We start from the raw sequence: 26972 nt of genomic DNA, 5'->3' as shown, positions 1-26972 counted from the left end.
TCTACTCAACTAGAAAAACTGCCAGCAACTAACTGGCAGCTCTTCTTTCTTTCACGTAATTATAGGAAGTGTATAGAAGAATGTCAATCTCCTATGTCCATTATTAACCAACGTAAATTGTTTGTTGTTTCGCTTCCACTTCTTCTACAAATGTACCTAACACATTCGCAAGGTCTTCCCGTGTGTTACAAGCATTAATACCATTACGTACACTCGCATTACCACGAACACCTTTTAAATACCAAGCTGCATGTTTTCTCATCTCTCTTACAGCGACACTTTCGTTCTTTAAGTCAATAAGACGATCTAGATGTAACATACATACATCAATTTTCTCGCGCACTGTTGGTTCCGGCATTAATTCACCTGTCTCCAAATACTTTACCGTACGATAAATCATCCACGGATCTCCAAGAGCCGCACGACCAATCATAACACCATCTACACCAATTTCATCAAGCATACGCTTTGCATCTTGCGGCGTTGCGACATCACCATTTCCGATAACCGGGATATTTACAGATTGTTTTACTTGTTTAATAATATCCCAATCCGCTTTTCCTTCATACATTTGCACTCGTGTACGTCCGTGAACCGCCACAGCTTGGCCACCAGCAAGCTCAACAGCCCTAGCATTTTCTATTGCGAAAATATGTTCTTCATCCCAACCGATACGCATTTTAACTGTAACCGGCTTTTCTACAGCATCTACAACCGCTGCTACCATTTCATATATTTTATTCGGATCTAAAAGCCACCTTGCCCCCGCATCACATTTAATGATTTTCGGCACTGGACAACCCATATTAATATCAATTATGTCTGCTGTCGTATATTTATCTACATATTTCGCAGCATCTACAAGAGTTTCTTTCTCTCCACCAAAAATTTGTAAACTTAATGGCTTTTCTCTCTCGTCGATATATAACATATCTAATGTTCTTTTATTATTAAGTAATATTGCCTTATCACTTACCATTTCAGCACAAACTAAGCCGGCACCAAATTCTTTTACTGTTAAACGGAATGCAGAGTTACACACTCCCGCCATCGGTGCTAGTACAACCGGATTTTTCATCTCGATATTTGCAATCTTTAACAATCAACCTACTCCTTCCTGTACAATCACTTTGGCATTAATTCCTCTATCGAAACATTTAATGCCTTAGCAACTTCTACTACAAAATCTTGAGAAGGCGATCTATTCCCTCTCTCAACCTCACCTAAAACAGATACAGATACCCCTAGTTCTTTAGCAAAACCTTCTTGTGTATAGCCTTTTAACTTTCGAAAAGCACGAATGCGTCTTCCCCATTTTTCTGCTTCCATACCGTTACTCCCTCTCGCCTTTTCATTTCTTCTACTTGTGAACGTGAAATGTTTTGTTTTATGTCTTGATTAATCTCTAACAACGGAACGATAACAAAAGCTCTTTCAAACATCCGCGGATGCGGAACAATAAGATTCTCTGCTTCAATATTCTCTTGATTATAAAGTAAAATGTCAAGGTCGATAGTCCTCGGCCCCCACCTAATTTCCCTTTTTCTTCCTAGGTCATTTTCTACTTTTTGTGTTACTTTCAATAACTCTTGTGGTGATAAATTGGTAGAAATTTTTATAACTAAATTTAAAAAGCAACTTTGGTCAGTATAGCCAACTGGCTCAGTTTCATATACAGATGAAATATCATCAACCTGAATATAAGGATTTTTATTTAAAAACTGAATCGCTTCAGTTAGATACGTATAACGCTCTCCAATATTTGACCCTAATGCAATGTAAGCTATATTGTTCATGGACGTTCTCTCGTAATTTCTACTGCTACAGCACGATAATGACCCGGTATCGGTGGATCCGGCTTAATTACCTTAATTGTACAGCGTGAAATACTTTCATATTGTTTTAATATATCTGCAGCAATATTTTCAGCGATACTCTCCACAAGCTTATACTTTCTATCCTCAACAACTTTTCTACATAATTCGAAAAGCTCTCCATAATTGACCGAATGCTCTAAGTCATCACTTTCCCCTGCACGCTTTAAATCCAACTCCACCGTTAAGTCAACTTTAAATCTCTGACCTAATTTATTCTCCTCTGGGAACACACCATGATAACCATAAAACTCCATATCATGGATATAAATTTTATCCAATTACCTTACCCCCTTACCAATCATCGCATCCATCATTTTAGCCATACGCGCCATTTCTTTCACATCATGGACACGAACAAACTCACAGCCCTTTTCAATACCAAGACAAACGGTAGCTCCTGTTCCCTCAAGGCGTTCCTCCACTGGCAAATCCAATACGTGCCCAATAAAGGACTTTCTCGAAGTACCTAAGAGAACTGGATAACCTAGCACATTTAACTGTTCTAAATTACGCATCGCCTCTAAGTTCTGCTCAGGTGTTTTAGCAAAACCGATACCTGGATCTAAAATAATATTCTCATCTGGCACACCAGCATTTTTAGCAATTTTAATACTGTCATACAAATCAGCAATCATATCCGCCATTAAATTACGATAATTCATATTATCGCGGTTATGCATTAAAATGATGGGTACATCATAATGAGCTGCGACTTCAGCAATTTTTGGCTCCGCCTTCGCTCCCCAAATATCATTAATAATATGAGCACCAGCCTCAATTGCTTGCTTTGCAACTTCAGCTTTATATGTATCGATAGATATAGGCAATTTTACTTCTTTTGAAACTGCTTGAATCATCGGGACAACTCGCTTTATTTCTTCTTCTACTGATACTTTAGCAAAACCTGGGCGAGTAGATTCGCCACCAATATCAATAATATGAGCACCTTGACCTTGCATTTCTTTTGCGTGACGTACCGCAGCATCTACCTCGTTGTAACTCCCACCATCAGAAAACGAATCTGGTGTTACATTTAAAATCCCCATAATTAATGTTTTTTCATTTAAATTCAATGTATATTCGCCGCAGCGCAAATCATAATCCCACTTCAAACTACACATCTCCTCTTCGTAATTCATTTCTGCTCCATAATTTCTCTCTTTGCATTCCATAAAGGTACATTAAACTTTTTGTAACCACTCCTACTTTACCCGGGAAATCCTGCGCTTCTATACGATAAAGCGGAACAATTTCTTGAATGGAGTTTGTTACGAAGACTTCATCCGCTGAAAGTAGCTCATCTTTTGTAAAGAAACCTTCCTTTACTTCTATATTTAATTCTTCAGCACTCTTTATAATAAACGCACGAGTGATACCATTTAAAATCCCTGTCTCTAACGAAGGTGTATATAAAACATCACCTTTCACAAAAAATAGATTCGAAACAATGCCCTCTGCAACATAACCTGCTTCAGTGAGGAAAATACCTTCCTTACTCACAACATTTCCAATTTCACGCTTCCCTAAAATATTATTTAAATAGTGATGAGACTTCAGGCGAAATGTCCCTTCCGGTGTATTTCGCACTTGTTTTAGAATAACACCTTCTTTTTCCACTACATCCCCTGGAGCTGTTAAAGGTTTTATAAAAACAATAACAGAAGGCTCTTCATACATTTCCGTTTGTAATCCTATTTCATCTATACCCGCCGATACATTAAAACGTACATATGCATGCTTCAATTCATTCTTAGCGAGTAAATCTTTCAAAATAAGCATCACATCTTTTTTTGTCATTGTCCATTTAATTTGCAATGTATCCAGCGCCTCTATTAAACGGTTATAATGATCATCCAATAAGAAAGGATGACCATTATAAATACGAAACGTTTCAAAAACTCCAAGACCATATAAATAACCATGATCATAAGGAGAAATTCTCGCTTCACTTGCTTCTACATACTGACCATTTACGTAAATTAACATAATGTCACACTTGGACTGTATTTACGAATGAAATTCTGCAACAGCTCTTTCCCATGAGAAGTCATAATAGATTCTGGATGGAATTGCACACCCTCTATCGGTAATGTCTTATGACGAAGTGCCATAATTTCCCCTTCCTCTGTCCAAGATGTTACCTCTAAGCAATCGGGTAACGTCTCTTTCTTAACAATAAGGGAATGATAGCGCGTCGCAGTAAACGGATTAGGAATATCCGAAAAAATCGTCTTTCCATCATGATGCATAAGCGACGTTTTTCCATGCATTAATCGGTCTGCACGGACAACCTCTCCACCAAACACTTGTGCAATGGATTGATGCCCTAGACAAACACCAAAAATCGGAATCTTTCCAGCAAAGTATTTAATAACTTCCATACTAATCCCAGCTTCATTAGGACTGCACGGACCTGGAGAAATCATTAGAAAATCTGGTTTCATATTCTCAATATCTGAAATAGTCACTTCATCGTTACGTTTAACAACGAGCTCTTGTCCAAGTTCTCCAAGAAACTGCACTAAATTAAATGTAAAAGAATCATAATTATCAATCATTAATATCATTTCTCTCACCTAACCGTTTCTTCACTACGTTCTTTTGCACGCCATAAAGCAATCGCCTTTTTTAACGACTCTTTATATTCATTTTCCGGATTTGAATCAATTACAATTCCCGCCCCTGCTTGTACATGAGCTTTTCCATCTTTAGCAAGAAGTGTTCTAATTACAATATTCAATTCTGTATCTCCAGAATAACCAATCCAACCGATTGAACCTGTATAAATCCCTCTTCGAACAGGTTCTAATTCCTCAATAATTTCCATCGTACGTATTTTTGGGGCACCAGTAATTGTTCCCCCAGGGAATACAGCCTTCACTAAATCAAAAGCATCTTTATCTTCTTCCACCTCACCACGCACATTAGAAACAATATGCATAACATGTGAGTATTTCTCAATTACCATAAATTCATCTACTTCTACAGTGCCATATTTACAAACACGTCCTAAATCATTTCTTTCTAAATCCACAAGCATTACATGCTCTGCTCTTTCTTTTTCGTTCTCAATTAATTCTCTTGCTAATTCTTCATCCTCTTGCTCATCCGCGCCTCTAGATCTCGTTCCAGCAATTGGTCTTGTACTTACTTCAGTTCCTTGTTTCTTAATTAACAACTCTGGCGATCCACTAACGATTTGAAAATCCCCAAGCTCCAGGTAACCCATATATGGAGATGGATTAATTTCACGAAGACTTGTATAAATTTCTAGTGGGTGTGTCTGTAACGTTCTTTCTTGTCTCGTCGACAAGTTTACTTGGAACACATCACCCGCTCCAATATATTCTTGAATACATTCAACTGCCTTCATAAAGCCAGCTTCAGTAAAAGCAACTGCTTCACTTTTCTTTTCAGGACTTTCAAAGGGCACGGTCACTTCAGGCGCTTCTGTCATCCAAAGACTCTTCCACTCATTTAGCCGTTCTTTCGCCTCTTCATATTTATCTACATAATGCGTAATAACCCATAACACTTGTTCTTTTTGATCATAGACAAATACGTCATCAAATAATAAAAAGAAGATGTCAGGTATATCAATATCATCTTCCGCAAGAGAAGGCAGCTTTTCAATATAACGGATACAGTCATAACTGAAATAGCCAATTGCACCACCTTGAAAAGGCGGATACTCTGGGTTATAGTCCGTCTTCCATTGTTCCATATATTCTTGCATTAAATCTAACGGATTCCCTCGTTTTATTGTTTCCTTACCACTTTCACTTATATGTAACGTTTCACCCTTCCCTCGGATTACCGCTACTGGGTTCAGCCCTACAATGTTATAACGACCGCCACGGCCGCTTTCTAACAAAATATGTTGCGATTTACCCTGAGAAAGAAATTTATATTGCTTAAAGAAATCTAACTGATATGGAATAGAAAGCGCTAAAGATTTTCTTCGTTGCATATCAACACCCCGTCTTCTTTTATCCCACCCTCTTAGATAAACCAGCTCAAACTACATAAGTTATTTATATAGAGATTGATTATACTCGAAGGCTAGTGAAAATAATTTAATTATACTACCTCTTATTTTACATGAAGTTTTCTAGTCATTCACTCTTTTCCTATTTCCAATCCCAAAAGAAAAAGCACCCTTTTTCAAGGATGCTTTTTCAATCGCGTTTAATTAGGATTCAAATTGATAAAGTGGTGTACTTAAATAACGTTCACCGTTACTCGGGATAATAACAAGTACCTTTTTCCCTTTACCTAACTTTTTCGCAACCTCTGTTGCTGCATAAATAACTGCGCCTGAAGAGATACCAACTAAAATACCTTCCTCTTTAGCCACTCTTCTCGCATATTCAAATGCTTGCTCTGTTTTCACTTGAATAATTTCATCATATACTTCTACATCCAACGTCTCCGGAACAAATCCCGCCCCAATTCCTTGGATTTTATGTGGACCTGGCTTCCCACCAGATAATACTGGTGAATCTGCAGGTTCTACTGCATAAATTTTAATATCTTTATACGCTTCCTTCAGTACTTCACCAGCACCAGTAATCGTTCCACCTGTACCAATACCTGCAATAAACGCATCTAATTGGTCGCCCATTTGTTCAATAATTTCTGGACCTGTTGTTAAACGGTGAATTTCTGGATTCGATTGGTTTTTGAACTGTTGTGGTATAAAGTAGCCATGTTCTTTTGCTAATTCAGTCGCTTTACGAATTGCTCCACCCATTCCTTCAGGCCCTGGAGTCAATACTAATTCCGCACCGTAAGCACGTAATAAATTACGACGCTCAATACTCATTGTTTCTGGCATTACTAAGATTGCATTATATCCTTTAGCAGCCGCTACCATCGCTAAACCAATTCCTGTGTTACCACTTGTCGGCTCAATGATTGTATCGTCCTCTTTTAATAATCCCTTTTTTTCAGCATCTTCAATCATAGCTAATGCGATACGATCTTTAACACTACTCCCCGGATTCATAAATTCTAATTTTAAGTATATATCTGCGCTGTCTGATTCTACGATGCGGTTCAACTTAACGATCGGCGTTTTCCCGATTAATTCTGAAACTGATTGTGCCACTCGCATTCCTGTCACTCCTAACACCGAGTATTTTTATTGGTTTTATCTATATTTAGATTTTGTCAGAAAATTCCCTGTTTGTCAATTCATTAAGAGGATTGCTCCTCTTAATTCCCTTATTACAAATTCTCGATTAAATTTGTAATATCTTCTTTAGAGAACTTGTATCGTTCATTACAGAAATGACAGTGAACTTCTGTCTCTTCCTCTTCTTCACGAACTTGCTCTAACTCTGTTTTACCTAAACTAATTAATACACTCTCAATACGCTCGCGTGAGCATGTGCAATTAAATTGAACATCCATTGTTTCTAATACTTTTACTTTATCTTCTCCAAGAACTGCATATAGTAGCTCTTCCGGAGAAAGACCTTGTTCAATCAACGTTGATACAGGTGGAATCTTTTGTAAACGGTCTTCAATAAATGAAATCGTTTCATCTTGCGCACCCGGCATAATTTGAAGGATGAATCCACCTGCCGCTAATATGCTATCATCTCCATTTACAAGAACACCAACACCTACAGAAGAAGGCGTTTGTTCAGAAACTGCAAAATAATACGTAAAGTCTTCTCCTAATTCTCCTGAAACGATTGGAGATTGACCAATAAACGGCTCACGCATTCCAATATCTTTAATTACAGTTACAAACCCCTCTGTACCTACCGCTTGATATACACGTAACTTCCCTTGTTCTGTTCCTTCAAAATCAACATGCGGATTCGTTACATAACCACGTACATCTCCATTTGCATGAGCATCTACTAAGATAGGGCCAATTGGACCGTTACCTTCTACCTTAATCGTTAACTTTTGCTCACCCTTTAACATTGCGCCCATCATTGTACCCGCAGTCAAAGAACGCCCTAGTGCCGCTGAAGCTGTTCTCCATGTATCATGACGTCTTTGCGCCTCACTTACTGTATTTGTTGTACGTACACTATACGCACGCACTTCTCCATCAAATGCTAACGCTTTTACTAAATAATCTTTCATACGTATTTATTCACCTTTCTCATGCTGTAAATTTGCATTACGTTCATATAACATATACAAACCTTTTAACGTTAAAAACGGATCTACAATATCAATTACATTCGATTCTTCGGAAATTAATTTTGCCAATCCGCCTGTTGCAATAACTTTAGGTTCTTGTCTAGCTTCTTCTTTCATACGCTTAACAATACCTTCCACTTGTCCAACATAACCATAAAGAATACCAGATTGCATCGCACTTACTGTATTTTTCCCAACAACACTGCTTGGTTTTGTAATTTCGATACGAGGAAGTTTTGCTGCTCTGCTATATAAAGCCTCTGCTGAAATCATAATTCCTGGCGTAATAACTCCACCCATATAATGTTTTTCTTCGTTAATATAACAATATGTAGTAGCCGTACCAAAATCAACAATAATGAGCGGACTTCCATATAAGTGGATTCCTGCTACTGCATTTACAATTCGGTCTGCGCCTACTTCACGCGGATTTTCATATTTAATATTTAGTCCTGTTTTTATCCCAGGCCCTACTACAAGCGGTTTAATTTTAAAATATTTTTCACACATGCGCTCTAAAGCAAACATAATTGGTGGTACGACTGAAGACACAATAATACCTTTCACATCTTCAAACGAAAGACCCTCATGCTCAAGCAATTGCTTTACAAGCATTCCATATTCATCTTCTGTCTTATGACGATCTGTTTCCATGCGCCAATGCTGACGAAGTTCCCCCTCTTCAAACACACCTAGTACAGCATTTGTGTTCCCTACATCCAATACAAAAATCATATTCTCACCACTTATCTTATTTAATCTATATTTGTGCAGTATGTATAAAACTTATAAAAACATCATATCACACATACTTATATAATCAGCTTTCCTATCCTCATCATTTTACAAAAAGATTGCTCTCTATTTCAATTTTTAATACTAGTTTTACTTAAATTACTTTATCCACTAAGTTCTCAATAGTAATTAACAAAGATTTTAACAAACAAAAAAGGAGTGACGATAGTCACTCCTTCACTTCTCACTTATCTTCTTTATCCTCATCGTCTTTCTTCATGTTGATGTTTACTTTCACATCATCTGAAGATGTTGGACGTTCTGGCAATCTGCCGTAATCACATAAATGATTGATTTGCTCTGCATCTAACGTTTCTACTTCAAGTAACGTTTGTGCGATAATATCTAGTTTATCACGGTTTTCAGTAAGAATTTGTTTTGCACGAGCATAACATTCTTTCATAATTGATTGCATTTCCATATCGATTTCATGTGCAATCGCATCACTATAGTTTTGTTCTGAGTGGAAGTCTCTTCCTAAGAACACTTGACCACCTTGCGAGCTACCAAATTGCATCGGTCCAAGTTTGTCACTCATACCAAATTCCGTAACCATACGTCTTGCAATACCAGTCGCACGTTGGAAGTCATTATGAGCACCTGTACTCACTTCACCAAATACAATCTCCTCAGCTACTCGGCCACCAAGTAAACCAGTGATTTTATCAAGTAACTCTGGTTTCGTCATGAAGTAACGATCTTCTTTCGGAAGCATTACCGCATATCCACCAGCCTGACCACGAGGGACAATTGTTACTTTATGAACGACATCTGCTTCATCAAGAACAACACCAATTACAGTATGACCTGCTTCATGGAAAGCAACGATATTACGTTCTTTTTCAGAGATAACACGACTTTTCTTAGCTGGACCTGCAATAACACGATCCGTCGCTTCATCGATATCACTCATATCAATTTTCTTCTTATCTTGACGTGCAGCTACTAAAGCAGCTTCGTTTAATAAGTTTTCAAGATCCGCACCAGAGAATCCTGGTGTACGAGTCGCAATTGCTCTTAAATTAATATGCTCATCAAGTGGTTTATTACGCGCATGTACTTTCAGTACAGCTTCACGGCCATTTACATCTGGACGATCTACTGTAATTTGACGGTCAAAACGACCTGGACGTAATAACGCTGGGTCAAGAATGTCTGGACGGTTTGTCGCAGCAACGATAATAATACCTTCGTTTGCACCGAATCCATCCATTTCAACAAGTAATTGGTTCAATGTTTGCTCACGCTCATCATGACCACCACCAAGACCTGCGCCACGTTGACGACCTACTGCATCAATTTCATCAATGAAAATGATACAAGGAGCATTTTTCTTTGCATTTTCAAATAAATCACGTACACGTGATGCACCGACACCGACAAACATCTCTACGAAGTCAGAACCACTGATAGAGAAGAATGGAACGCCAGCCTCACCTGCAACAGCACGTGCTAATAAAGTTTTACCTGTACCTGGAGGTCCAACTAATAGGACACCCTTTGGAATACGAGCACCAACTTCAGAGAACTTACGAGGGTCTTTCAAGAATTCAACTACCTCAACAAGTTCTTGTTTCTCTTCATCCGCACCAGCAACATCTCTGAAACGAACTTTTTTCTTTTCATCATTATATAACTTCGCCTTACTTTTCCCGAAGTTCATAACACGGCTACCGCCGCCTTGAGCTTGGTTTAATAAGAAGAAGAATAAAATGAAGATGATGACAAATGGAATGATTGAAGTAAAGAATGTTACCCAAGCACTTGTTTCTTCTGCTGGTTGATACTTAACTTCGGCACCTTTCGCTTTATCATTAATTTTCTTTTGTAATTCCTCAGTATTTGGTGCATAAGTAACAAATTGTTCTCCTTGGCTAGAGTTATTAAATTGTCCTTTTACCTCAAATACACCATTTTTCGGTTGAAGTTGCACATTACGCACTTCACCGCTTTCTAGTTTAGTAATGAATTTGTCGTAGCTAACTGATGTCGTTTTTTGTGTCGAACCATTAAAATAGCTCACGATTCCAATTACTACTAAGAATATCAGTAAATAAAAGATGGTATTACGGAAGATACGATTCATTCCTAACCTCCTCTCACGGCATAAACACTATAGTAAATCGTAACATAGAAAAACTTTCCTATACAATTGTGAAGCCTATATTTAATTAATTTGAGTAAACGCTTGGTTTTAATACGCCTACATAAGGAAGATTACGGTATTGCTCTTTATAATCTAATCCATATCCTACTACAAATTCATGTGGAACAGTAAATCCAACATAATCCGCTTTCAGATCAACCTTACGGCCTGTTGGCTTATCTAATAATGTAACAATTTTTACAGACTTCGCTTTACGATATTTGAATAAGTCTACTAAGTAACTTAGTGTAAGACCACTATCAATAATATCTTCGACGATTAAAATATCGCGACCTTCTACAGAAGTATCAAGATCTTTTAAAATTTTCACTTCGCCTGTTGAAACTGTAGAGTGACCGTAACTAGATACAGCCATAAAATCCATTTCAAGATATGTATCTGTTCTCTTTAATAAATCTGCCATGAATGGCATTGCGCCTTTTAATACACCAATTGCAAGAGGTACTGTGTTTTTATAATCCTCTGCAATAATTGCACCTAGTTCGCGCACCTTTTCTTGTATTTGCTCTTCAGAAATTAATACTTTTTCGATATCTTGATTCATCATTTCATTATCCTCCCGGAAGACTCCTTGCTTTTGTAGTGAATAATCATATATTTATCCTTCTTTGCCATCTCTTTCGAAATTGCAAATGCAGATCGTTTCAACAAGGGTACCCAAATAATAGTCCCACTTGCATCACAAACGACCGGCCATTCTTCTCTTTTTTCTTTCGGTACTTTCGCTTCGATAAAAATAGCTTTTATCTTTTTCGTGCCATTCATACCTTGTATTGACATGCGATCTCCATTTTCTCTAGAACGAATACGAAGTGGATATGATATATCATTATACTTAGCAACAAATACTGTTTCATTCATGTTACTTGGTATATCTTCGCTCACCTCTGTTACAAATTCATCCCCGTTCAATAGCGTAATGGTCCCGGGTACTAATAAATCTTGTGAAAAAGGAGAGACAATTTCTTGTTTAAATCTAAAGCTACACTCCTCGTATGAACGAACAATTTTCAAATCACCCGGAAAATCAAGTGAACCTGAAGGTTGTGTCCGCTTAAAAAACTCAATCAACTTGTCAATATGTATAGAAGAAAGAGAAGATGGAATCTTATATTCATAAAGATAGTTTAATATTAGTTGAATCCCTCTTCTTTGTAAAGGCATAGACATGGATTCAAAGGCAGGAATTGATAAGCTAATTTGTTTATCACTTTTTTTTGTAATTACTTTATTCATTTTCTCAAAAGCTAATTCCTGCAAATAAGCCTCATCCTCTTGCATCTGCACGCTAAATTTTTGGAATTTCTCATGCATTTGTGGATTTTCTTCTTTCAAATGAGGAAGGACATATTTACGTAATCGATTCCTTGTATATACTTCCTTTTTATTACTCGGATCTATACGTGGCATTAAATTTAGCTTATTACAGTAATCAACAATTTCTTCCTTCGTTACGCCAAGTAACGGCCTAATTAAATATCCATTATGAAAAGGACGCTTCACTGCAATTCCTGCATATCCTTTCGGAGTACTCCCTCTTACAAGACGCATTAAAATTGTCTCGACTTGATCATCTCCATGATGTCCAAGAGCAACATATCTCGCATCATATTTCTTCATTATTCTTTCCAAAAATGCATATCTGCATTCTCTCGCAGCAACCTGTGCATTCATTCCGTATTGCTGTTGATATTGTGATACATTAATCCTTATCGTTTCACAAATAATTCCCAGTTCTTCACAAAGGCCCTGCACAAACTGTAAATCCTCATAAGATTCATCACCTCTAAACATATGATCCACATGAGCAACTACAATTTCCAACTGTTTTTCCGCTCTTTTTTCTAATAAATAATACAAAAGCGCTAACGAGTCAGGACCACCAGAAACTCCCACAACAATTGTTGAATCATTCTTTAATACATCATGCTGCTTTACAAAGTCATCTACTTTTTCAACAAATGTATCTTTCAACTTCGCAATCACCTTTCATTAAACAAGAACAGCAACCTTAGTCACCTTGTCTACAATGGTACAACTTTTACAAACATTGTGCAAAAAAAAGATATACAAAAATTACATTTTTATCTTACATCCTCCGTGTATATTCACAAAATTAATAACATTACCTTTTCCCACAAAAAAACCTAGGTATTCACCTAGGTTTTTAAAATCAAATTATAGATAAACATTCCACTTACATTTTACTGCGCTTGCATTCCTACAATCGGGATCGTAGCCCACTTCGGCATATTTTTCTTCACTTTTGCCACTACAATAGTCATATCATCATTTATATAACCATCACAAGAGCGAATCACTTCTTCCATAATGATATCAGCAATTTCTTGCGGGTCTTCGGTTTGCAATTCTTTAATTTTTCGTTTCATCCACAATTCATGATTCTCCACATGCTGTGCTCCTTCAAAAATCCCATCGCTCATCATAATAAGAATATCGCCCGTTTTTAATTGTTCACCCACCACATCAACTTCAACATCTTCGATGATTCCCATCGGCAAATTACTTGCTTCAATTTTCAAAATATTATTTGCGCGTTTAACAAAACTCGGCGTTGATCCAATCTTTAAAAACCTTGCACTCGCATCCCGCAAATCTACCATAGCTAAATCTAATGTCGTAAACATTTCTTCTGTCGTTCTCAAAGAAAGAATTGAATTGATAGACTTAATTGCTATTTCTTCATCAATGCCTGATTGGAGTATTTTTTGTAATAATTTCACCGTTTCCTTACTTTCCATATGAGCTCTTTGCCCATTACCCATACCATCACTAATCGCAAGTGCATATTTACCAACACTTAAATCCATCATCGCATAAGAGTCACCCGAAACAAATCCACCGCCTTTTGCAGCTGTAGCCAATCCTGTATCAAGAGAATACGTCTTCGCCGAACCAAATGATATTAAACTATGGCCATTTGGATAAGAAGACTTTTCTTCATGTTTAACGACAATATTTTCTTTAAGGATATCTGAAAGCATCGGTGCAACTAACTTTTCACACTCACCATGTTCATTAGATGCAACTGGAATTAACATTTCAATATCAATACTTCCTCTATCTAAACAATAAATATCAACATGCTCTACTTCGACACCAAAATCTCGGAACGCTTGCATAATCTGTTCTTCCTGCACTTGATGATTTTCACGCTCTCGTTGTATCTCCTTAGCAAAATCCTCCATAACCTTTGATACACCTAATAGTTGCTCCGCTACTATTCTACGATTTTCCTTCATTTGTTTTCGTAATTTTTGTCCCTCATAGAAGTGATCTAATTCACCGGCTACTAAATCCGTCACTTTTTTCCCTCTCACACAATGCTTGTCCCACTCACGAACTAATTTACGATTATGTTGCAGGGTTCCTTCTTCCGTTTCATTCATTATTTGTTTCATATAATCGTACGTTTTATCAAAATTCACTACCCAGCATTGATCCTTTTTAAAGCATGTTTGACATGTTTTCGCAGTAATTGTACTCAAAAACAAATCTGCTTCTGTCTCTTTATCTTCTTCCTCTACATACCCATATACAGAAAAGCTATTAGATAAAGCAGCAAATACATTTGCAAATTGGTTGATTTTATTTGCTGTAACATCACGCATCCTTCTTAAATATTGTTGTTGATCTTGCGAATGCTCTTGTGTACCTGGCATAAATTTAGCAATACGATCCAAAACAAGCTTCGGTGTTAATAAGAAGATAACAATCGCTACACCTGACTCAATTAAAGTTGTTACAATATTTGTCTGTTTGTCTACATATAATGTAATTAAGCTTGTCCCAATTAATAAACCTAAACTAACACCTAAACGCTTTCCTTCTTTTAACAATCCACCAAGCAATCCAGAAAAAGCAAGAAGGCTAAGCTGAGACAAGCTAGACACATTTGCTAAACTTAATATTAGTCCTGTTACAACCCCCACTGTAGACCCTGTGGCAGCACCCGCAATAAATGCAAATACTAGCACTAAATACCTTGTAAAAATATGTTGAATAGAAGCATCATATACAAACCAATCTGTTGTACCCGTTAGAACAGATGCTAGTAATATAATCAAACAAACAATTTCTTCCGTCTCTAATGCCTGTTGTTTTCCTTTCCTTTCCACTAAAAGTGGGACACTTTGTAAAAATATCATAGTTAATACAAAACTAAGCCCAGCCTCAATGGTACTAACGAGTAAATCGTACATGGTGACAGTTTGTTGTGCAAAATATACAACAACTAAGTGTGCGGTTAATGCGGAGATAAATACTTGAAATGGAACAAGTCCAACAGTTTTACGTGTAAATCGACTAAAGAAGATATTATAAATGAAGAAGGTAAAGATAGATGCAAAGGTAAAAAACAAATTATCTATCGATACTGAAAGAGCTCCTCCCATTAGAGCTAAAAATGCTAGCGGCATCTTATCCCGCTTCATAACATAAACAGCAGCAAAAAATGGCAGTGCAAACGGTAAAATATTTGTTAATATATATGCTCGTCCCAAAAGAAAACCAATAACAACAATAATAAATCCCCATCTAAAGAAAACTTGCTCAAATTTCATTCGCAACTTACTCGTCCACTTTATTCCATCAAGCTGACTCTCATTCATTGCCAATGCACTTGTATTCATAGTATTCCTTCCTGCTTTAGGCATATTTTTAACACCACCTGCATAGTTTAATTACTGTCATTATAAAAGATGATTGTTGGTTTTTTTGTCAAAACAACAGTTTTCACTTTTATAATCGTTCGACTTTTTATTCGAAATAACTCTACAGATATACAGGGTATGTAAGTTATTTTCGAGATTTTAATTAAACATTCAGAAAATATAGGGTGATTTTGTAGAAGTGTTGTATATCTTAATTTATTTAACAAAAAAAGATCATGCAAATTTGCATGATCTTTTTAGATGACCCGTACGGGATTCGAACCCGTGTTACCGCCGTGAAAGGGCGGTGTCTTAACCACTTGACCAACGGGCCGTTAAATTAAATATAGCGGCGGAGGGGATCGAACCCCCGACCTCACGGGTATGAACCGTACGCTCTAGCCAGCTGAGCTACACCGCCATGTCGTCTTATTTAACGGACAATTAGTATCTTACATCAGATACTAATTAAAGTCAACACATCTCAAAAACTTTTTTGAAAATATTTTTTACATATAAAAAAGCACCCTGAGACATTACTCTGGGTACCTCTCTATATGTTAAAAACTAAACGTCCTTATTATCCGCGACGCGCGCCACGGCCACCACGTTTAGACTCTGTGTTACGCTTTAAAGAAGTTAAACGATCTTCGCTATCTTTTAAGAAGCGTGCCATCTTTTGCTCAAATGTTTCTTTCGGAGCTCGGTCGTTACCGCCACCGCGATTATCTCTGTTGAAAGAGCGATTATTACGTTGTGGACGTCCAGAACGTTGTTGATCGCCACCGCGTTGGTATTCACCACGTGGACGATCTCCTTCTGTTTTTTCACGTTCTTTCGCTTTTTTGATAGATAAACCAATCTTTCCATCTTTTTCAACATTAATAACTTTTACTTCTACTTGGTCGCCCACTTTTAAGTGATCGTTAATATCTTTTACATAGTTATCAGCAACTTCACTAATATGAACAAGACCCGTTAAGCCCTCTGGCAGCTCCACAAAAGCCCCAAAATTTGTAATACCTGTTACTTTACCCTGTAACTTGCTGCCTACCTCGATTGACATAAAAAAAATGCTCCTCCTTAGTGGTTAAAAAGTCAAATTTTACTTTATTATATATAATCCTAAAATATAGTGTCAATAAGACATACTCTACTTAGAAACAGGAAAAATTATCTCCCCTTTACCAGAGAAGAAATAATCCCTTCTAGCAATCTTTAATACGTACTCTTCATCATTTAACTTTTGAACTTCGTCTTTTAGACTTTTTTCTTTATTCGTTAATGAATCCAGTTCTTTTTTCATGTCCTTAACTTTTGCTTCTTTTGCTTTAATGGAACTGTTTTGTTGATAAAACGTTACACTAATACTCGCAATAATTGTAAAAGTAAAGACAAGAAAAACCGCTAAACGGCGATAAAGTCGCTTCCTGTTCTCATCCGTTTGTATTATATGCTCTTTAACAGGATTTGGACTCTGTTTTTCGATTGTTCTTTGTCTCAGTTCCCTCATTTCCGAGGTCCCCCTAACTTCTTTTTTATATGCTCCCATAGTTGGAAGATATGTCCCTTCAATTTTGCTATATATTGCAGGAACCCTATATGTTTCACTATAAAAAGTTTAACACGATTAGGGAGAAGTTTCCATATGAGCGAAGCAATAAATCGAACAGGCCAGAAAAAAACTTTCCATATGAAAAGTAATATCCAAATCACCATTTTCCATAACACATGTCCAATTGAAAGCAGTATACGAAATAAGAATAATATAAATGCAATAAATAGCTGCGCTATAATAATAACAGGTTTTATCATGAGTAGCTGTATAATTCGAACAAAAAAATATGTTGTTTGCATAAAAATATAGATGAGAAAATTTAACAGCTTCATGTATAGTGCCTTCAATAAGCTTTGATATGCCGCAAAACCACATAATAATGCCAAAAACACATATATACGTAGCTCAGCTTCATTTACGAGAAGCAATACATAAAAGACGAATAATGCTTGGACAATCCAAAATAATATATCATGTATAAATACAAGCCAACGTTTACGTTCTTGGCGCTTTAAAAAACGTTGATATGTATCTAAAGACGCTCCAATCCAAGCACCCATCCCAATCATTGAAAGCATTGTATACAACTGAATTGTTAAGCTCATTTAAACAACTTACTAAAGAAACCTTTAGTTTTTTCCCCTTGATTTTCATCAATATACAGCATCTCATTAACTTTCCCTTTAATCGACACAATACCTTTTTCCACATCTAAATTTTTCATTTGTAAATTTTGACCACGAATCGTTAAAAAACCCATTACGGTCTCTAGTAAAAACTCTTCGCTATCAAAACTCTCTACCTGCTTCACACCGGTAATATCAATTATACGCCTGCCACGCATAATAATGTCATGCTCTACAGAAACATTTTGTTGATTAGAAGACGTAGGTGAGTAACCATTATTCACGTAAATCCCCCCATAGGTTTTTACTAGCTAATAGTAATGTATGAGGGGATACATGATTTTAGAACAAGCCTTCTTCCGCTTTTACTTTTTCTTCACGAACTAAGCTATACATATTTGCTGCATCTTCTTTTTTAGTTGTTTCTTTTAATTCATTTATTTTCACAGTCACTATTTTTTGACCAAAACGAATTGTTAATTCGTCAGCTACTTTCACATCAGAACTCGCTTTTGCCACTTGACCATTAATAGATATTCTTCCTTGATCAGCTACTTCTTTCGCTAATGTTCTTCTTTTAATTAAACGTGATACTTTTAAAAACTTATCTAGACGCATATCAAATCCCCCTATTAACGCTCTGTTTGTTTCGCTTCTTCCCATAAAACATCTAACTGTTCTAATGATAAATCTTTCATCTCTTTATTCATTTCAGCTACTTTTGCCTCCATGTATAAAAAACGACCAGTAAATTTCTCATTAGTTGAACGTAACGCCTCTTCTGGATCTATTTTGTAATGACGAGCTATATTAACAAATGCAAATAGTAAATCACCAAACTCACCCAGCATCTTTTCCTCATCCATATTTGTAACCTCTTGTTGGAACTCTTGCCATTCTTCCAAAACTTTCTCTATCATCGGTTGCACATCAACCCAATCAAATCCAACCTTACCAGCTTTCTTCTGAATTTCATAGGCGCGTAGTAACTGCGGCAAACTTTTTGGAACGCCATTTAAAACAGATTCTTTCACGAATCCTTTTTCTTGTTTTTTAATTTCTTCCCAATTTGCAATCACTTCATCAGCGCTGTTTACATCCGTATTTCCAAACACATGCGGATGGCGACGAACCATTTTCTCAGATAGAGTTCGAATGATATCATCTATAGAGAACCAACCTTCATCTTCTCCGATTTGAGCATGAAGCATAACTTGTAATAATATATCACCTAATTCTTCTACTAAGTGATCATCATCCTCTTCATCGATTGCTTCCAACACTTCATAAGCTTCCTCAATTAAATATTTCTTTAATGATTGATGTGTTTGCTTTTTATCCCACGGACAACCATTTGGACCACGAAGTTCCGCAATAATTTCTCTAAGAACATCAAACTGTTGATACAAGGACGCACGCTCCTGAACTGGCGGCACGTACACACTCGTTAAATTATTCAATTCCGTTTCATGATCTAACATGTACAACGGTACCTTCTTTACTTGTTCAAATGAAGTTCCTGCAGCTGTTACGATATACACTTCATAATCATCTGGTAACATCTCCATTAATGTTAATTTCACATCAGATGCAACGAATGCATCATATACTTGGCAAAAGATTAAATGTTGACGCAGTTCTAATTGCCCTCTTTCAAATGATGTAGCATCAAGTAATTGGAATCCTTCAATCGGATCAATCTTTAGACTTGCAAACATAGGATCAAGGAAACTTTGTCCACCCTCAATTCGCACTTCAACATTTGAAACTTCTCCTTTTTCTAACAGTAGCTGAACTGTTCTTTCTGCTACAAGTGGATGCCCGGGAACAGCATAGATAATTTCTGTACCTTCAGCTTGTTCTAGCAATTTATTCGCAATTGTTTCATATACAATTTCAAACGTATCATGCGCTTCATATACAGCATCAAAAGACGTATATTGTACGCCTTCTTTCTCCAATTCTTCTATAACTGGATGTTCCTTCGTTCTAACAAACAGATGGTCTGCTTCTTTTATTTTTCGATATACCCCCATCGTTAGCTGATCTAATTCACCAGCTCCTAAACCTAAAATAGTAATGATTCCACTCACAACCAGTCACCTCTATCCACTCTTCTTCAATGAACCTTCTTTTTTCTCTTGTTTCATAACGGTTCCTAATTCTTTTTTTGTAAATACACGTAATTTCAAAATAAAAAACATATATGTCAATCCGCCGATGGCTACACCTAACAACGCTTCAAGCGTCGCGCTTCCTCTATGTTCCGTATTAATTACTAATCCAGACATCTGTAACACACGTGTGAACATCATTAATACAAACCCCATACAGATACCACTAATTACTATCCCTAACATATTTCGCTTATTGATAAGTGACCCTGATACAGCTCTCGTAAGCAACAAACTATTTAATCCAGAGATTATAATTAACGCACATAAAGTCGCAAAAGCTGCACCTTTCACACCAAAATAAGGCATGAATATATAATTTAACGCTAACTTTAAGCAACCTCCAAATACAACAAATAACGCTGGCTTAAACGTTTGCCCTAATCCTTGTAAAATAGAAGCTGTCGTAATTGACAATGAACTAAATAAAATAGATAACGATAAAATAGATAAAACATCTGATCCATCACTGTTTTCAAACAACATAATATTGGTAGGTTGAATAATACAAGTTAGTCCAATAGCTGCTGCAAGTCCAATAACAAATGTTATTTTCATTGCTAACTTTACCTTTTCTTGAATAAAGGAAAGATCTCCTCTTTCCTTCGCCGCTGTAATAATCGGAATAAGTGACAACGAGAAAGAAGTCGTCACAACAGTACCTAATTGCATTAGCGGAATACTTCTATCATAAACACCCTTTAATACCTTTGCATTTTCAGCCTGTTCTCCCGTACCAATAAGTAAGCTGTAAAAGGACACTGAATCAGCCATCTGTATAAAAATAAGCACTAAATTACTAACACAAATCGCTAACCCCTGCCAAAAAAGGATTTTAACTATCTTCCTTTTACCCTTAATTCTCGCTGCACTTTTGAAGAATATAGAACGAAAATCTTGACGCATATACAATATAAGTACAATAATCCCAATAAGTCCACCCGCAATTGAGCCTAACATAGCCCCTGCACCAACTGTATATAAATCAAATCCGTGAGCAATTAGGAATAGCGATAAAAATACAATAATAGAAACTCGAATTGTTTGTTCTATTACTTGCGAAACAGCCGTTGGCATCATATTATTGAATCCTTGAAAATACCCTCTTGCTACAGACAAAAATGGCATCAATAAGAATGAAAATGAAATAACACGTAGTAACTTATCTAAGTGTATATCGCCCATAGCTACCGCAATTGTTTCGGCCCCAAAAAACAGTGTAAAGAAGCCTATAAAACCAATCCCTAATAAGAACCAAAAAGATACACAAATAATTTCTTCTGCTTCTTTTTGTTTTCCCCGCTCTAGTCGTTCTGCAACCATTTTCGAAATGATAACAGGAAATCCATAAGTAGCTAAAATTAAACAAAATCCATAAAACGGGTAAATTTGTTGGTAAATATAAAACCCAATATCCCCCGCTATATTTTGATATGGAATACGGTAAAAAGCGCTTAATACTTTTGTAACGAAACTTGCAATCGTTAATATAATAGCCCCACGCCAAAAGGCTTGATACTTCTTCGCTTCCATACAAGAAAACTCCTTTTTCTATTCTCACCTCTCGTATTATATCATAAAGAAAAGAACAAACTCCCTTACCAACACGGGTAATAATGAGTTCCTAAATGTTAAAAATATTCAACGAAAAAAGGTAGCAAAGTGCTACCTTCATTCAATATACATATATCTCCAAATAATTGATTTCTCAAAAAGAAAGATCATAATTAGGAAAGATTGCTACTTCTAAAATCAATATACCCTTACTGTTCCATTTGTTTCGCTAAGAAACTGGCAGCAGTATTAACCGCTTTATGCTCGATCTCGCTTATAATGGCTTCTTTTGAAAAAATAATGACGGCTCCAATCGGATCTCCGTTTGCAACAATCGGTCCAACTGTATAAGAATGAACCTTTTCTGTTACACCATCAATAATGGAAATATCACTTTCATCCGTCATAATAACAGACTTTCGTTCTTCCATCGTTTTTTCAATTAGATCGCCAACACTTTTATTTAAGTATTCTTTTTTCGATACGCCTGATACTGCGATGATAGAATCTCGATCACACACAAGCACATTATGTCCTAAGCTGTCATATAAAGCATCAGCATATTCTTTCGCAAAATCACCTAGCTCACTAATTGGAGAATACTTCTTTAAAATTACCTCTCCATCGCGATCAACAAATATTTCTAGTGGGTCTCCTTCTCGAATACGTAAAGTTCTACGAATTTCCTTCGGGATTACTACCCTGCCTAAATCATCAATTCGACGTACGATTCCAGTTGCTTTCATTCTAATGCTGCCTCACTTTCTACTGATGATCAAAGTGGTGAATTTACCTGTTCATGTAAAAATCACCAACTGTTAGACATAGTATTTTACACATTAGTTCTTCTATGCACGTCGAATTGTATTTTTTTATCTTATTTTAGGCATTTATTACTTCTTTTTTTACATCTGGTAAGCCTTTTAATAAATTTTCAGCAATTGTTAACCACTTCGATGTCTCTAAGCCATTTGTTTTCATAACAATTTTCAATTGTGATCCTTCCATTCCTAAACCGATCATACGTCCAAAACTATTTCCGAGCATGAATAATTTTCCACCATCAATATTTTGACTTGCTTGTTCAGAAAACAGGAATGTTACTTCAAATTTATTCTGTTTAATTAATTCAATTTGTTCTTTCATTGCCAACACTTTAATATTTGCAATTTGTAATAAATAACCAACTTCTTGTGGATAATCGCCAAATCTATCGATCATTTCTTCCTGCAATTCTTCAATATCCTCAATTGCAGAAACACCTCTAAATTGTTTATACATCATAATTTTTTGCTTACTATCTGAAATATAAGCATCTGGTAAATATGCATCTACCTCTAAGTCAATTTCAACATTAACTATATTTTCAGCCCCATCTGTTCCTCTACGCTGTTCAATTGCATCTTTTAACATTTGCGAATATAGATCAAATCCGACAGAATCAATAAATCCATGCTGTTCTGCCCCTAACAAATTACCTGCTCCACGAATAGATAAATCTCTCATCGCAATTTTGAAACCAGATCCAAGTTCCGTGAACTCTTTAATTGCTTGTAGACGCTTCTCTGCAACCTCTGACAGCACTTTGTCACGTTTATATGCAAAGTATGCATACGCAACACGATTAGAACGTCCAACACGCCCACGAAGCTGATACAACTGTGATAATCCCATACGATCTGCATCAAATACAATTAACGTATTTACATTCGGAATATCTACACCCGTCTCAATAATTGTTGTACTTACAAGAACATCATGCTGTCCTTCTAAAAATGATAGCATAACAGACTCTAATTCGCTTTCGTTCATTTTCCCATGTGCGTACGTTACGCGGGCATCTGGAACTAACATCGAAATTTCATCTGCTTTTCTTTCAATATCCTCTACACGGTTATATAGGAAGTAAACTTGACCACCTCTTGCAAGCTCTCGCTCTATTGCCTCTCGCATTAACGCTGGATTATACTCGACTACATACGTTTGGACTGGGAAACGATTTTCTGGTGGTGTCTCAATAACAGATAAGTCGCGCACACCAAGCATAGACATATGAAGCGTCCGCGGAATCGGAGTTGCCGTTAATGTTAATACGTCAACATTTGCCTTCAATTGTTTAATTTTTTCTTTATGTGTTACACCAAATCTTTGTTCTTCATCAATAATAAGAAGCCCTAAATCTTTATACGTAACATCTTTAGATAAAATACGATGTGTTCCGATTACAATATCTACTGTTCCATCCTTTAAGCCCTTAATTGTTTCATTTTGTTGTTTTCTCGTACGGAATCTACTTAATAAGCCTATATTGATCGGATAATCTTGAAAACGCTCTCGAATTGTTTCATAGTGTTGCTGCGCAAGAATCGTTGTCGGTACTAAAATTGCAACTTGTTTTTCATCCATAATTGCTTTAAATGCCGCACGAATAGCCACTTCAGTCTTTCCATACCCTACGTCACCACAAAGGAGCCTATCCATCGGGCGTCCGCGTTCCATATCTTTTTTAATCTCGTCAATAGAACGTAACTGATCCTCTGTCTCTTGATATGGGAAAGAGGATTCGAACTCTTGTTGTTCTGCCGTATCTGGCGTATATGCATAGCCTTTTGAAGCTTCGCGCTCAGCATATAGTTTAATTAGGTCATCCGCAATGTCTTGTACAGATTTTTCAACTTTCGTTTTAACCTTTTTCCAATCATTACCGCCTAATTTATAAACTTTCGGATCCTTACCTTCAGATCCTACATATTTTTGGACTTGATCAATTTGTTCAATTGGAACGTATAGCTTATCATTACCTTGATATTTAATATTTAAATAATCTTTGTGAACACCATTAATCTCTAATGTCTCAATACCTAAAAATTTACCTATACCATGATTTACGTGAACTACATAATCTCCAACTTTTAATTCCGAATAACTTTTAATACGTTCAGCATTCGATAACTTTTGTTTACGTTGTGATTTTTTAACTTTCTTATGAAAAAGCTCCTTTTCAGTAATGACAACAAGCTTTTGCATCGGCATTTCAAATCCTGCATGTAAATCACCTACAGCAATTTGTAACCTTCCAGGCAATAAGATATCTGTACCTTCTACAATATCTGCCTCAATATCATAATCACTTAAAATATGTTGTAATTTTTTCACACGTTCATCATCTGTTCCAAGTACAACAGTCGTAAAATGCCCTTCATTCCATCTATCAATTTCTGTTTTTAACAAATTCATCTGTCCATGGAAATCTTGCATTGTTTTACATGTTACATTAACAATATTTTGCGGATGTGTGTGTGCGATATGACGCAAGAATAACGTTAAATATACAAAACTTCTTTTTTTATGATGAAGAAACCCCTCGAATGGGTGAGAGAAAGATAAATCTTGAATAATTGTTCCTTCACCAAGAAGTGATATATACCATTCCGCCTCTTCTGTTTCAAGATGCGATGCTGTTTCTTGAATACGGGAAATCTCGTCTAAAATTACAACACCGTCTTCTGGTAAATAATCTATCAGACTAGCAGGTTCTTTATAGAAAATAGATAAGTATTTAAACATCTGTTCTATACTTTGCCCGTTTTTCAACATCTCAATTTCATGACTTACCGTCTCAAGCACTGTAGTCTTTAGTTTATCATCAGAAAGTTTTTGCATCGTCTTAGTTAAACCTTCTTCAAGATGCTGAATTCCTGATTTTAATTCTTCCTGTGAAAATAAAAACTCTGTTGCCGGACCAAACCTAACGCTTTCTTTTTTACCTTGAGAACGCTGTTCATCCACATCAAATAATCGAATAGAATCGACTTCTGTATCAAAGAATTCAATACGAAATGGTAGTTCTTCAGTTAAAGGATAAATATCTAATATTCCCCCACGCAAACTGAACTCCCCTGGAGCTTCTACCATCGACTTACGTTCATAGCCAATATGATGTAAAGTATGCAAGAGCGCATCTAAATCAATCTCTTGCCCTAGATTGATTTCAACTTGCTTTTGCTTCCACAATTCTTTTATTGGTAAAAATCTACGCAATCCTGCCACTGGCGCTACAATGATTCCATTCTCTCCCGCAGCCAAGCGATTTAACACTTCTATACGTTGCGCCTTCAATTCTGGACTTGCAACCCCAATTTCCGATGCTATCAGTTCATTCACTGGATATAGCCACACATCTTTTTCACCAAGTAACGCCACTAAATCTTCATGTACTTTTTGTGCTTGGTATAAGTTATGTGTCACGATTAATTGTGATTTTTTTGTTTTTTTATATAAAGCCGCCATTAATAACGAACGAGAAGACGTTGCCATCCCTGATATAAGTTGTTCTTTTAACCCATCTTCTAATCCATTAATAACCGATTGTATCTCTTCATTTTTATAAAATTGCTCTAATAAACCTATCATTTTTAAAACTCCTCTCAACATAAAGAGCAAGTCATTCTATTTTATGCAAATATTTCGGAAAAGGAAAACAGAAAAATGCTTTGGACATGCCAAAGCGACAACATTTTATTGCAGAAATTTTTCATACTCATAATACTCAGGATAAGATGCGAGCGTTTCTTGACACGATTCACAAATCGTTTTTATATATATATTTCCATTTTCATGAAAATGAATCATTTCTACTACTTCTTGCTCTGTTAGTTGAAATAAAACGTCGCTATATACTTTTTCTGCGTTAATGGAGCCTACATTACCTCCGCAGTGTCTGCAATAATAATACCCTTCCATACTAGCCTCCTAAAAATTCAATTACTACTAGTATGGGTAAAACAAAAGAGAAATATTCCCAATCTCATTTTTAACTATTGAAAGTATTCATGATTTGGAGAAAAGGCTTATTTAGCCACTCTTCACATGCATCCGCTGCTTTTTCAATAGAATGGTTAACATCCGGAATCTCTTCAGATGTAAAGCGTCCTAATACATAATCGACTACCTTCATTCCATTTTTCGGGCGATCGATTCCCATACGGATACGTTGAAATTCTTGTGTTCCTAGGTGCGAAATCGTTGACTTTACACCATTATGTCCACCAGCACTACCTTTCATGCGAAGACGCAATTTACCTACAGGAATGTCCAAATCGTCGTACATAACAACGAAGTCCTCAACATCAATTTTATAATAATCCATGAGTGGACGAATACTTTCCCCAGATAAGTTCATGTATGTTAGCGGCTTTAATAAGATTACCTTTTCTCCATTAACAAACCCTGCACCAAATACACCTTTAAATTTTTGTTCATTCAAAGAAATGTTCCAACGCTTCGCAAGTTCATCAATGGCCATAAATCCAATATTATGCCTTGTTAATTCATATTCTCTACCTGGGTTCCCAAGTCCTACTATCAATTTCATTCTTGTACC

General features: G+C 36.4%; 26 protein-coding genes and 2 tRNA genes. All 28 read right to left on the bottom strand.

Annotation, left to right across the window (positions count from 1 at the left end; translation table 11 throughout):
* Positions 1-103: 103 nt before the first annotated feature.
* On the bottom strand, positions 104-1102 hold the full coding sequence (gene dusB, locus V7S45_RS00425) for a tRNA dihydrouridine synthase DusB (RefSeq protein ID WP_342761625.1): 999 nt from the start codon (positions 1100-1102) through the stop codon (positions 104-106).
* A gap of 23 nt (positions 1103-1125) precedes the next feature.
* The gene (locus V7S45_RS00420; protein ID WP_000387031.1) at positions 1126-1329 is read right to left on the bottom strand and encodes a helix-turn-helix transcriptional regulator; all 204 of its coding nucleotides are present in this window, start codon (positions 1327-1329) and stop codon (positions 1126-1128) included.
* Positions 1281-1796 carry a 2-amino-4-hydroxy-6-hydroxymethyldihydropteridine diphosphokinase gene (folK, locus tag V7S45_RS00415; protein ID WP_001059450.1) on the bottom strand — a complete coding sequence of 172 codons (516 nt, stop codon included), beginning with the start codon at positions 1794-1796 and terminating at the stop codon, positions 1281-1283. Before folK ends, V7S45_RS00420 begins: the two co-directional genes overlap by 49 nt.
* The gene (folB, locus tag V7S45_RS00410; protein ID WP_000358062.1) at positions 1793-2155 is read right to left on the bottom strand and encodes a dihydroneopterin aldolase; all 363 of its coding nucleotides are present in this window, start codon (positions 2153-2155) and stop codon (positions 1793-1795) included. The genes folK and folB overlap by 4 nt, the downstream gene beginning before the upstream one ends.
* Positions 2156-3016 (bottom strand): dihydropteroate synthase, encoded by an 861-nt coding sequence (folP, locus tag V7S45_RS00405; RefSeq protein ID WP_002164656.1) that lies wholly within the window; start codon positions 3014-3016, stop codon positions 2156-2158. It abuts the gene before it with no gap.
* Complete coding sequence (gene pabC, locus V7S45_RS00400; protein ID WP_342761624.1) at positions 2991-3863, bottom strand: aminodeoxychorismate lyase; 873 nt, start codon at positions 3861-3863, stop codon at positions 2991-2993. Before pabC ends, folP begins: the two co-directional genes overlap by 26 nt.
* Entirely contained in the window at positions 3857-4444 is a 588-nt protein-coding gene (pabA, locus tag V7S45_RS00395; protein WP_000602294.1) for an aminodeoxychorismate/anthranilate synthase component II, read from the bottom strand. The genes pabC and pabA overlap by 7 nt, the downstream gene beginning before the upstream one ends.
* 5 nt (positions 4445-4449) lie before the next feature.
* Positions 4450-5847, bottom strand: a complete 1398-nt coding sequence (gene pabB / locus V7S45_RS00390) for an aminodeoxychorismate synthase component I (protein WP_001189728.1) — start codon at positions 5845-5847, stop codon at positions 4450-4452.
* 222 nt (positions 5848-6069) lie between these two features.
* Positions 6070-6993 (bottom strand): cysteine synthase A, encoded by a 924-nt coding sequence (gene cysK, locus V7S45_RS00385; RefSeq protein WP_025689126.1) that lies wholly within the window; start codon positions 6991-6993, stop codon positions 6070-6072.
* Positions 6994-7106: 113 nt separating this feature from the next.
* The gene (hslO, locus tag V7S45_RS00380; protein ID WP_000656372.1) at positions 7107-7982 is read right to left on the bottom strand and encodes a redox-regulated molecular chaperone HslO; all 876 of its coding nucleotides are present in this window, start codon (positions 7980-7982) and stop codon (positions 7107-7109) included.
* 6 nt (positions 7983-7988) lie between these two features.
* A complete protein-coding gene (locus tag V7S45_RS00375) occupies positions 7989-8777 on the bottom strand; it encodes a type III pantothenate kinase (protein WP_000578368.1) in 789 nt (262 codons plus the stop codon).
* 244 nt (positions 8778-9021) lie between these two features.
* Entirely contained in the window at positions 9022-10923 is a 1902-nt protein-coding gene (gene ftsH, locus V7S45_RS00370; RefSeq protein WP_001079674.1) for an ATP-dependent zinc metalloprotease FtsH, read from the bottom strand.
* Between the two features lie 85 nt (positions 10924-11008).
* The gene (gene hpt, locus V7S45_RS00365; RefSeq protein ID WP_000981842.1) at positions 11009-11551 is read right to left on the bottom strand and encodes a hypoxanthine phosphoribosyltransferase; all 543 of its coding nucleotides are present in this window, start codon (positions 11549-11551) and stop codon (positions 11009-11011) included.
* On the bottom strand, positions 11548-12978 hold the full coding sequence (tilS, locus tag V7S45_RS00360; RefSeq protein WP_000655463.1) for a tRNA lysidine(34) synthetase TilS: 1431 nt from the start codon (positions 12976-12978) through the stop codon (positions 11548-11550). Before tilS ends, hpt begins: the two co-directional genes overlap by 4 nt.
* A gap of 230 nt (positions 12979-13208) precedes the next feature.
* Positions 13209-15680, bottom strand: coding sequence for a stage II sporulation protein E (gene spoIIE, locus V7S45_RS00355; protein ID WP_001123541.1), 2472 nt, complete (start codon positions 15678-15680; stop codon positions 13209-13211).
* Positions 15681-15939: 259 nt separating this feature from the next.
* Positions 15940-16011, bottom strand: a tRNA-Glu gene (locus V7S45_RS00350).
* Between the two features lie 13 nt (positions 16012-16024).
* Positions 16025-16098, bottom strand: a tRNA-Met gene (locus V7S45_RS00345).
* A 159-nt stretch (positions 16099-16257) separates the two neighbouring features.
* On the bottom strand, positions 16258-16743 hold the full coding sequence (locus V7S45_RS00340) for a S1 domain-containing RNA-binding protein (protein WP_000021451.1): 486 nt from the start codon (positions 16741-16743) through the stop codon (positions 16258-16260).
* An 87-nt stretch (positions 16744-16830) separates the two neighbouring features.
* On the bottom strand, positions 16831-17190 hold the full coding sequence (gene divIC / locus V7S45_RS00335; protein ID WP_001208739.1) for a cell division protein DivIC: 360 nt from the start codon (positions 17188-17190) through the stop codon (positions 16831-16833).
* Positions 17187-17840, bottom strand: a complete 654-nt coding sequence (yabQ, locus tag V7S45_RS00330; protein ID WP_000059772.1) for a spore cortex biosynthesis protein YabQ — start codon at positions 17838-17840, stop codon at positions 17187-17189. The genes divIC and yabQ overlap by 4 nt, the downstream gene beginning before the upstream one ends.
* Positions 17837-18145 carry a sporulation protein YabP gene (gene yabP, locus V7S45_RS00325; RefSeq protein WP_001059104.1) on the bottom strand — a complete coding sequence of 103 codons (309 nt, stop codon included), beginning with the start codon at positions 18143-18145 and terminating at the stop codon, positions 17837-17839. Before yabP ends, yabQ begins: the two co-directional genes overlap by 4 nt.
* A gap of 58 nt (positions 18146-18203) precedes the next feature.
* Entirely contained in the window at positions 18204-18479 is a 276-nt protein-coding gene (locus tag V7S45_RS00320) for an RNA-binding S4 domain-containing protein (RefSeq protein WP_001234876.1), read from the bottom strand.
* Between the two features lie 14 nt (positions 18480-18493).
* The gene (gene mazG, locus V7S45_RS00315; RefSeq protein ID WP_025689138.1) at positions 18494-19954 is read right to left on the bottom strand and encodes a nucleoside triphosphate pyrophosphohydrolase; all 1461 of its coding nucleotides are present in this window, start codon (positions 19952-19954) and stop codon (positions 18494-18496) included.
* Between the two features lie 12 nt (positions 19955-19966).
* Positions 19967-21568 carry an oligosaccharide flippase family protein gene (locus tag V7S45_RS00310; protein WP_025689141.1) on the bottom strand — a complete coding sequence of 534 codons (1602 nt, stop codon included), beginning with the start codon at positions 21566-21568 and terminating at the stop codon, positions 19967-19969.
* A 230-nt stretch (positions 21569-21798) separates the two neighbouring features.
* Positions 21799-22335, bottom strand: coding sequence for a stage V sporulation protein T (spoVT, locus tag V7S45_RS00305; RefSeq protein ID WP_000648302.1), 537 nt, complete (start codon positions 22333-22335; stop codon positions 21799-21801).
* A 136-nt stretch (positions 22336-22471) separates the two neighbouring features.
* A complete protein-coding gene (mfd, locus tag V7S45_RS00300; RefSeq protein WP_000579688.1) occupies positions 22472-26002 on the bottom strand; it encodes a transcription-repair coupling factor in 3531 nt (1176 codons plus the stop codon).
* A 105-nt stretch (positions 26003-26107) separates the two neighbouring features.
* Positions 26108-26332 (bottom strand): anti-sigma-F factor Fin family protein, encoded by a 225-nt coding sequence (locus tag V7S45_RS00295; protein WP_000399438.1) that lies wholly within the window; start codon positions 26330-26332, stop codon positions 26108-26110.
* Between the two features lie 70 nt (positions 26333-26402).
* The gene (gene pth / locus V7S45_RS00290) at positions 26403-26963 is read right to left on the bottom strand and encodes an aminoacyl-tRNA hydrolase (protein ID WP_000767702.1); all 561 of its coding nucleotides are present in this window, start codon (positions 26961-26963) and stop codon (positions 26403-26405) included.
* Positions 26964-26972: the final 9 nt, after the last annotated feature.

It is taken from the genome of Bacillus sp. BR3(2024), assembly GCF_039134555.1.
Lineage (GTDB): Bacteria > Bacillota > Bacilli > Bacillales > Bacillaceae_G > Bacillus_A > Bacillus_A cereus.
Note: the sequence above shows the minus strand (reverse complement) of the source record. Positions and strands in the feature narration are given on the sequence as shown.

Excerpts from the sequence above, each read along its gene's own strand:
- cysK (WP_025689126.1), bottom strand. The coding sequence starts at position 6,993 with ATGCGAGTGGCACAATCAGTTTCAGAATTAATCGGGAAAACGCCGATC.
- hpt (WP_000981842.1), bottom strand. The coding sequence starts at position 11,551 with ATGATGAATCAAGATATCGAAAAAGTATTAATTTCTGAAGAGCAAATA.
- mfd (WP_000579688.1), bottom strand. The coding sequence starts at position 26,002 with ATGATAGGTTTATTAGAGCAATTTTATAAAAATGAAGAGATACAATCG.
- hslO (WP_000656372.1), bottom strand. The coding sequence starts at position 7,982 with ATGAAAGATTATTTAGTAAAAGCGTTAGCATTTGATGGAGAAGTGCGT.
- spoVT (WP_000648302.1), bottom strand. The coding sequence starts at position 22,335 with ATGAAAGCAACTGGAATCGTACGTCGAATTGATGATTTAGGCAGGGTA.
- V7S45_RS00320 (WP_001234876.1), bottom strand. The coding sequence starts at position 18,479 with ATGCGTCTAGATAAGTTTTTAAAAGTATCACGTTTAATTAAAAGAAGA.
- pabB (WP_001189728.1), bottom strand. The coding sequence starts at position 5,847 with ATGCAACGAAGAAAATCTTTAGCGCTTTCTATTCCATATCAGTTAGAT.
- V7S45_RS00375 (WP_000578368.1), bottom strand. The coding sequence starts at position 8,777 with ATGATTTTTGTATTGGATGTAGGGAACACAAATGCTGTACTAGGTGTG.
- yabQ (WP_000059772.1), bottom strand. The coding sequence starts at position 17,840 with ATGAGCTTAACAATTCAGTTGTATACAATGCTTTCAATGATTGGGATG.
- V7S45_RS00420 (WP_000387031.1), bottom strand. The coding sequence starts at position 1,329 with ATGGAAGCAGAAAAATGGGGAAGACGCATTCGTGCTTTTCGAAAGTTA.
- pabA (WP_000602294.1), bottom strand. The coding sequence starts at position 4,444 with ATGATATTAATGATTGATAATTATGATTCTTTTACATTTAATTTAGTG.
- spoIIE (WP_001123541.1), bottom strand. The coding sequence starts at position 15,680 with ATGCCTAAAGCAGGAAGGAATACTATGAATACAAGTGCATTGGCAATG.
- folK (WP_001059450.1), bottom strand. The coding sequence starts at position 1,796 with ATGAACAATATAGCTTACATTGCATTAGGGTCAAATATTGGAGAGCGT.
- V7S45_RS00295 (WP_000399438.1), bottom strand. The coding sequence starts at position 26,332 with ATGGAAGGGTATTATTATTGCAGACACTGCGGAGGTAATGTAGGCTCC.
- divIC (WP_001208739.1), bottom strand. The coding sequence starts at position 17,190 with ATGAGGGAACTGAGACAAAGAACAATCGAAAAACAGAGTCCAAATCCT.
- pabC (WP_342761624.1), bottom strand. The coding sequence starts at position 3,863 with ATGTTAATTTACGTAAATGGTCAGTATGTAGAAGCAAGTGAAGCGAGA.
- ftsH (WP_001079674.1), bottom strand. The coding sequence starts at position 10,923 with ATGAATCGTATCTTCCGTAATACCATCTTTTATTTACTGATATTCTTA.
- folP (WP_002164656.1), bottom strand. The coding sequence starts at position 3,016 with ATGAATTACGAAGAGGAGATGTGTAGTTTGAAGTGGGATTATGATTTG.
- pth (WP_000767702.1), bottom strand. The coding sequence starts at position 26,963 with ATGAAATTGATAGTAGGACTTGGGAACCCAGGTAGAGAATATGAATTA.
- V7S45_RS00310 (WP_025689141.1), bottom strand. The coding sequence starts at position 21,568 with ATGGAAGCGAAGAAGTATCAAGCCTTTTGGCGTGGGGCTATTATATTA.
- V7S45_RS00340 (WP_000021451.1), bottom strand. The coding sequence starts at position 16,743 with ATGTCAATCGAGGTAGGCAGCAAGTTACAGGGTAAAGTAACAGGTATT.